This is a genomic window from Muribacter muris, from assembly GCF_001038205.1.
GTDB classification, from domain to species: domain Bacteria; phylum Pseudomonadota; class Gammaproteobacteria; order Enterobacterales; family Pasteurellaceae; genus Muribacter; species Muribacter muris.
In genome coordinates, this window is the sequence record NZ_JWIZ01000013.1 from 20,556 (window position 1) to 27,538 (window position 6,983).

General features: G+C 45.6%; 7 protein-coding genes. 6 read left to right on the forward strand and 1 reads right to left on the reverse strand.

What is annotated here, in order from left to right:
- The first annotated feature begins 1 nt into the window (after window position 1).
- The 4 genes from uxaC to RO21_RS02605 all read left to right on the forward strand — a co-directional run bounded on the left by uxaC (window position 2) and on the right by RO21_RS02605 (window position 3,906).
- Entirely contained in the window at window positions 2–1,405 is a 1,404-nt protein-coding gene (gene uxaC, locus RO21_RS02590; RefSeq protein WP_047976242.1) for a glucuronate isomerase, read from the forward strand.
- 1 nt (window position 1,406) lies between these two features.
- A complete protein-coding gene (locus tag RO21_RS02595) occupies window positions 1,407–2,351 on the forward strand; it encodes a sugar kinase (protein WP_084724234.1) in 945 nt (314 codons plus the stop codon).
- 11 nt (window positions 2,352–2,362) lie between these two features.
- Window positions 2,363–3,001, forward strand: a complete 639-nt coding sequence (locus RO21_RS02600) for a bifunctional 4-hydroxy-2-oxoglutarate aldolase/2-dehydro-3-deoxy-phosphogluconate aldolase (RefSeq protein WP_047976243.1) — start codon at window positions 2,363–2,365, stop codon at window positions 2,999–3,001.
- 62 nt (window positions 3,002–3,063) lie between these two features.
- The gene (locus tag RO21_RS02605; RefSeq protein ID WP_047976244.1) at window positions 3,064–3,906 is read left to right on the forward strand and encodes a patatin-like phospholipase family protein; all 843 of its coding nucleotides are present in this window, start codon (window positions 3,064–3,066) and stop codon (window positions 3,904–3,906) included.
- Here the strand turns inward: RO21_RS02605 and RO21_RS02610 are convergent.
- Window positions 3,903–4,646 (reverse strand): DUF4184 family protein, encoded by a 744-nt coding sequence (locus RO21_RS02610; protein WP_047976245.1) that lies wholly within the window; start codon window positions 4,644–4,646, stop codon window positions 3,903–3,905. The genes RO21_RS02605 and RO21_RS02610 overlap by 4 nt on opposite strands.
- 170 nt (window positions 4,647–4,816) lie before the next feature.
- Between RO21_RS02610 and RO21_RS02615 the strand changes: the two genes are divergently transcribed.
- Both RO21_RS02615 and RO21_RS02620 read left to right on the forward strand, forming a co-directional pair.
- Window positions 4,817–6,001: an ATP-grasp domain-containing protein gene (locus tag RO21_RS02615; RefSeq protein ID WP_047976246.1), complete on the forward strand. Its 1,185-nt coding sequence runs from the start codon at window positions 4,817–4,819 to the stop codon at window positions 5,999–6,001.
- Window positions 6,001–6,753 (forward strand): esterase family protein, encoded by a 753-nt coding sequence (locus RO21_RS02620; RefSeq protein ID WP_047976247.1) that lies wholly within the window; start codon window positions 6,001–6,003, stop codon window positions 6,751–6,753. Before RO21_RS02615 ends, RO21_RS02620 begins: the two co-directional genes overlap by 1 nt.
- The last annotated feature ends 230 nt before the right edge of the window (window positions 6,754–6,983 follow it).

Below are 6,983 nucleotides of genomic sequence, written 5' to 3' on the forward strand. Positions count from 1 at the left end.
AATGAAAGCCTTTATGGATGACGATTTTTTATTATCGACCAACACTGCACAAATACTGTATCACGATTATGCCAAGCATCAGCCGATTTTTGACTACCACTGCCACCTCAGCCCGAAGGATATTGCCGAAAACCGTCAGTTTAACAATTTAGCGGAGATTTGGCTGGAGGGGGATCACTATAAATGGCGGGCATTGCGTACTGCCGGTGTTGATGAGTATTTTATTACGGGCGATGCGCCGGCTTACGAGAAATATTTACACTGGGCGAAAACTGTACCGCTGTGTATAGGTAATCCGTTGTACCATTGGGTACATTTAGAGCTAAAACGTCCGTTTGGCTTGGAAAATCAATTATTTAATCCCCAAACTGCCGATGAGGTGTGGCATTACTGTAACACCCGTTTGGCAACGCCCGAGTTTTCCGCTCGGGATATTTTAACGCAGATGAATGTAGTAATGGTCGGTACAACGGATGATCCGATTGATGACTTGATTTACCATCAACAGATTGCGGCAGATGGTACGTTTGGGATTGAAGTTACCCCGACTTTCCGTCCCGATCGCGTCTTTAAAATTGAACGGGAGGATTTTGTTGATTATCTGCAACAATTAGCCGAACAAGCGGGCTGTTCCATTCAGAATTTTGCAAATTTACAAGAAGCGCTACTGAACCGATTAGCCTATTTTGATCGACACGGTTGCAAGGCTGCGGATCACGGTATTGAAAAGGTTCGTTATGCACCGATTCCGCCAGAGAAAGAGCTCGACCGGATTTTGCAAGCTCGGTTAGCGGGTCATATTTTAACCGAAACGGAAATCGCACAATTTTCAACGGCAATCTTGGTGTGGTTAGGACAACAATATCATCGTTTAAATTGGGTAATGCAGTATCACATCGGGGCAATTCGCAATAATAATACCCGAATGTACCGCTTGCTTGGCGCGGATAGCGGGTTTGATTCAATCGGTGATAGTTGTTATGCCGAAGCACTTGCCGCATTGCTTGATCAGATGGATCAAAGCGATCGGCTACCGAAAACGATTTTATACTGCTTAAATCCGAGAGATAACGAAATGCTTGCCAGTATGATCGGTAATTTCCAAGGTGGCGGTATCGCCGGTAAAATACAATTTGGTTCGGGCTGGTGGTTTAACGATCAAAAAGACGGTATGGAACGCCAGTTACAGCAGTTATCGCAGTTGGGGTTACTAAGCCAGTTTGTCGGTATGCTGACCGACTCCCGCAGTTTTCTCTCCTTTACCCGCCACGAATATTTCCGCCGTATTTTATGTGAAATGATCGGCAAATGGGTAGAAAACGGGGAAGCCCCCAATGATCTGCCGCTATTAAGTGAGATGGTAAAAAATATCTGTTTTTATAATGCTAAGGGGTATTTTAAATAAAATGGCGACAAAAATAGCGATTATCGGCGAATGTATGCTTGAGTTAAACGGTGAACCCTTTGGGTTAATGCACCAATCCTATGGCGGAGATACGCTCAACACCGCAACCTATTTGGCACGTTTATCCAAAGCATCTGAGGTTGAAATTACCTACATCACGGCGATAGGTAACGATCCTTTCAGCCGGAAAATGTGCGCTTTTTGGCAAGCGGACGGGATTGATACCCGATATGTACTCACAGATCCCAATCGCCTAGCAGGGCTTTATGTTATTCAGTTAGATGAACACGGCGAGCGAACCTTTTTAAACTGGCGGCATCACTCGGCTGCTCGCTATTTATTGCAACACCCTGATTATCCGCAGGTACTGGCGCATTTAAAGACTGTGGATTTTATCTACTTGAGCGGGATTAGTTTGGCAATTTTGCCGCCACAGGATCGGCTAACCTTGTTAGCACAGCTTAAAGCTCTCGCCGGTCAAAACGTCAAAATCATTTTTGACAGCAATTACCGCCCGGTACTATGGGAAAGTCGGGAAGTCGCACAAGCCTGTTATCAAGCTCTGCTGCCGGATATTCACATTGCGTTAGTAACGGAAGAAGATGAAAAAGCCTTATGGCAAGATGATGATCTCGTACAGATTGTGGCACGTTTACAGCATTTCCAACTGCCGCATTTAATTGTGAAATCCGGTAAAAATGGGGCGGATTATTTTCCGCTGAATGATTTGCCTATGCATATTTCGGCAAAACCGGTCGCAAATGTCATCGATACCACGGCTGCCGGCGATGCGTTTAATGCAGGGTTTATCGCCGGTTATTTACAGCATAAACCGATAGAACAGTGCTGCCGACAAGGTAACCAAGTCGCCGGTGTTGTTATTCAGCATCAAGGTGCCATTGTTGCGCGTGATGCAACGGCACATCTTGTTTCACAATGTAATTAAGGAGAGAAAAAATGCGTTATACAATAGAGCAAATGACGGATATGCTACGCCAACTTAAACTTATCCCCGTTATCGCCCTTGAGCAAGCCGAAGCGATTTTACCGCTTTGCCGTACCTTGACGGATAACGGCTTACCGGTGGCGGAAATTACCTTTCGATCGGCGGCGGCTGAGCAGGCAATCCGCCTATTACGCCAAGATCAGCCTGATGTCTTGATTGCCGCCGGCACGGTGCTGACTTGTGAGCAGGTTGTGCAAGCTCAACAAGCCGGCGCAGATGTGATCGTCAGTCCCGGTTTTAATCCGAAGATTGTCGAATTGTGCAAGTCTTTGCATATACCGATTATTCCGGGCGTGAATAATCCTACCGCCGTTGAAATGGCGTTGGCTCACGGTATCCAAACCGTTAAATTCTTTCCGGCGGAAGCCTCAGGAGGCGTTAAAATGATTAAGGCGTTGCTCGCCCCTTATCCGCAACTGAATATTATGCCGACCGGCGGCATCGGGCTTGATAATCTAAGGGATTATTTGGCAATTCAAAACGTGGTTGCGTGTGGCGGTTCTTGGTTTGTAGATAAGGCGTTGATTGAAAGCCAAAACTGGCAAAAGATCGCAGAACTCACCGCACAAGCGGTGCGTTGTACGCAATAATTTGCAAACTGCCGATTGCTATCTGCTAGAATGATGCCAAATCGGGCAATTTAACGGATAAAATGAAAATCGGATTGGTATTGGAAGGCGGTGCAATGCGGGGAATGTTTACCGCTGGCGTATTAGATGTATTTTTAGCCGAAGGGATTTCGGTGGACGGCATTGTCAGCGTCTCGGCAGGGGCATTGTTCGGGGTTAATTTCCCAGCGGGGCAGGCCGGGCGGGCGTTACGCTATAATCAACGCTTTTTAGGGGATAAACGTTATATCAGCCTGCAAAGTTGGCTTAGAACCGGCAATATCGTGAATAAGGACTTCGCCTTTTATCAAGTGCCGTTTTCACTCGATCCCTTTGATAATCAAGCCTTTCAACAGTCCGCTATTGATTTTTATGCTACCCTGACTAACGTGGAAACGGGGCGGGCGGAATATATTAAAATTGAAGATGTGTTTGCACAAATGGAAGCATTACGGGCGACTTCCGCACTGCCTTATCTGTCGCAAATCATTGAATATCAAGGTAAAAAATACCTTGATGGAAGCCTTGCGGACGGTATTCCTTTCGCCAAAGCACAAGCGTTGGGTTATGATAAATTGATTGTGGTGCTGACCCGCCCGCTCGATTACCGGAAAAAGCCGTCTCATACTTGGTTAAGCCGTATGGTTTACCGCCAATATCCGCAGTTATTGGCGACAATGGCAAATCGCTATCGCCATTATAATCAACAAGTTGAGGAGATTATCCGCCTCAATCAAGCGGGTGAACTATTTGTGATTCGCCCTTCCCAAACACTCCCGATTAGACGGCTCGAAAAAGATCCACAAAAAATCCAAGCAATGTATGAATTGGGCGTGAGTGATGCCCGTAATGCATTGATTGCTCTGAAACAGTATTTGACCGACTAGCGTGCAAGCGGTCGTTTACGCCGTCTTTTTTGCAAAGCGTTCAAACCTGCCCATAATAGGCTTTGCAGTATCAAAGCGATGACGGCACAATCAATTAACCGAATGATTTGATTAGCATATTTCGCCCACGCCAACGGTTGTAAGTTGTGCCAAATACCATAGCTTGCCAGCGTTAAAGCCAGATTGAATAGCCAAAATCCTGCCTTTTGTTTACTGTTTTTCGTTGATAAATAAGGGTATTTCGTCGCCATTCGCCATTGATAAATCACGATTGCCGTTAAGCCTAGAACACCGCCACCGTATTGTAGCCATTTATAAATCGGCAGAGCGTACACCTGTTGCAGAATCGGAAACTGTTGCACAAAATAACCAGTGTGATGGGTGAAATGATCCAAGCCGATATGGCTGAGCATTCCCAACCACGCGGAATAAGTGAAAATCAGCAACCAAATGAGCGGGTTTTTCGCTTCCGGCTGCGGCACGGCAGAAGCAAGCCATTTCGGCAGATATTGCTTTAACGGCTTGGCGAGTAAAAAACGATAAACGCCGTAAAACAGCAGGCTGAGTGATAAATTCTGCCATTCACTGCCGAAGATCTTATGCCCGCAATTAACAGGCTGACCGTACAGAAAATAGATAAAATCCGGCGACATCGCACCTAAAACTAAAGCCGGAAAATGAAAATAGCGATTGCGGGGAAAGCACAATACGGCAACGGGGTGAGCAAGGGTAAACGGCATTGTTGTCCTCTTTAAGTAAGCGGTTGGATTTGCTCTACTTTTTGCAAATTTGGGGGTAGAACAGACCGCTTGTTGTGAGTTTATGGTTAATGTTTTGACACAATAGCATAAAAGATGAAATTCTGTATAATGCAAAAACGATGATTTTATAATAATAAAGAGGAAGTACAATGTCCAAACCAACAAACTTTGTGATGATTTCACCACATTTCCCTGCTAATTTCGAGACGTTTGCCGTTCGATTGCGGGAAAACGGTTTCAACACCCTCGGCATTGCCGATACCCCGTACGAGCAATTAAGTGAGGGGCTACGCAATGCGCTGACCGAATATTATCGGGTCGATAATATGGAAGATTACGATCAGGTCTATCGTGCGGTGGGCTATTTTGCCCATAAGTACGGGCGGATCGATCGGATTGAATCCCATAATGAATATTGGCTGGAGCTGGATGCCAAGTTGCGTACCGATTTCAATGTTGTCGGTTACAAAAACGAGGATATGCTGGCGATCAAAACCAAATCCCAAATGAAAGACATTTTCCGCCAAGCTGGTTTGAAAGTAGCGCAAGGGCGGGTGTTTAAAGACGATGAAGATGCACGCAAATTAGCGAAAAAACTGAAATTTCCGGTCATTATCAAGCCTAATTCCGGCGTGGGTGCAAGCGATACTTACAAAATCCGCTCGGCACAAGCACTCGAAGAATTCTTCGGCTACCAAAATCCGCAGGTCGAGTATATTATGGAAGAGTTTATCGAAGGGGATATTGTTACCTTTGACGGCTTAACCGATAAGGACGGCAAAATTGTCTTCTATTCCAGCCTAGAGTATTCCGAAGTGGTGCTGGATACGGTCGAAAACGACAACGATATGTACTATTTCGTACCAAGAGAGATCAAAGCGGATCTGATTAAACTCGGTCAAAAATGCGTTGATGCGTTCAAGGTGCGTGAGCGTTTCTTCCATTTTGAGTATTTCCGAGTGAAGAAAACCGGCGAGTTGATGCCCCTTGAAATTAACTGCCGTCCACCGGGTGGCTTAACCATTGATATGTGGAACTATGCGAATGATTTTGATGTGTTCAACGAGTACGCCCATATCGTCAGAGATAACCAATTCCATGCTGAGATTACACACCCTTGGAATGTGGTCTATATTTCCCGCAAAGCAAACAAACAGTATGCCAATTCCGTGCAGGCGGTATGTGAAAAATTCAGCGGGAATATCATCAGTGTTCAGCGTGTGCCGGGCGTGTTTGCCAAAATTATGGGCGAAGAGGGCATTCTTGCCCGTACTGAAACCTTAGAACAAATGCACGAAATCGTACAATGTGCACAACAAAAACAGGGGGAATAATGCATTTTGAACAGCGTAGCCATTGGAGTGGCGAATTAGGGCGTGAAATGGCGTTTAATGTGTACGGCCACGCAGGTAAGCCGGTGGTTGTATTCCCCTCATCGGGTGGAAATCAAAACGAGTATGGCAGCTTTGGAATGATTGAAGCCTGTCGGGATTTTATCGAACGTGGCTTGATTAAATTCTACACACCGGACTCCTACGACAGTGAATCTTGGTTATCAGTGTATAAATCCCCACACGATATGGCGCAGGCTCACAACGCCTATGATCGTTATATCATCAATGAACTCGTACCGCTTATCCGCTACGAGTCTGACTGGCAAGGCACAATGATCGCCACCGGTTGCAGTATGGGCGCATTTCACACTATCAATTTTGCGCTCCGCCATCCCGATTTATTCGATACGGCAATCGCCTTGAGCGGGGTGTACGATGCCCGTTTCTTCACCCACGATTTCCACGGCGACCACGCAGTTTACTACAACTCGCCAATAGATTACCTTTGGAATCAACAGGATAACTGGTACTTAGAACGTTACCGCCGCAATCACTATATTGTCGCCGTCGGACAAGGGGCGTGGGAGGAACAGCATATTGCTGACACCGCCCGCCTACAAGACGCTTTCCAAGCCAAAGGCATTGACGCGTGGTTTGATTTCTGGGGTAATGATGTCGATCACGACTGGCCTTGGTGGCGGGTACAAATGCCCTATTTCCTCGCTAAATTAGAGGAGCAGGGGATTATTTAAATAAAAGCAGAAGTTGAATTGACGTAGTGAGAAACTTGTATAGGAAGAGAACTTCCTCGCATATATCACGTTTCTAGTAGATTTCTTAAATCAACAAATTGGCGGATTTTTAATTATTAAAGCTCCGCCATTATTTTTGGGGCTGTACTAGATAACTAGGGAAATCTAATTTCAGGTTAGAATAATCCCTATGAGAAGAAGTCGTTTAAGTCAGTACAAGCAAAACAAAC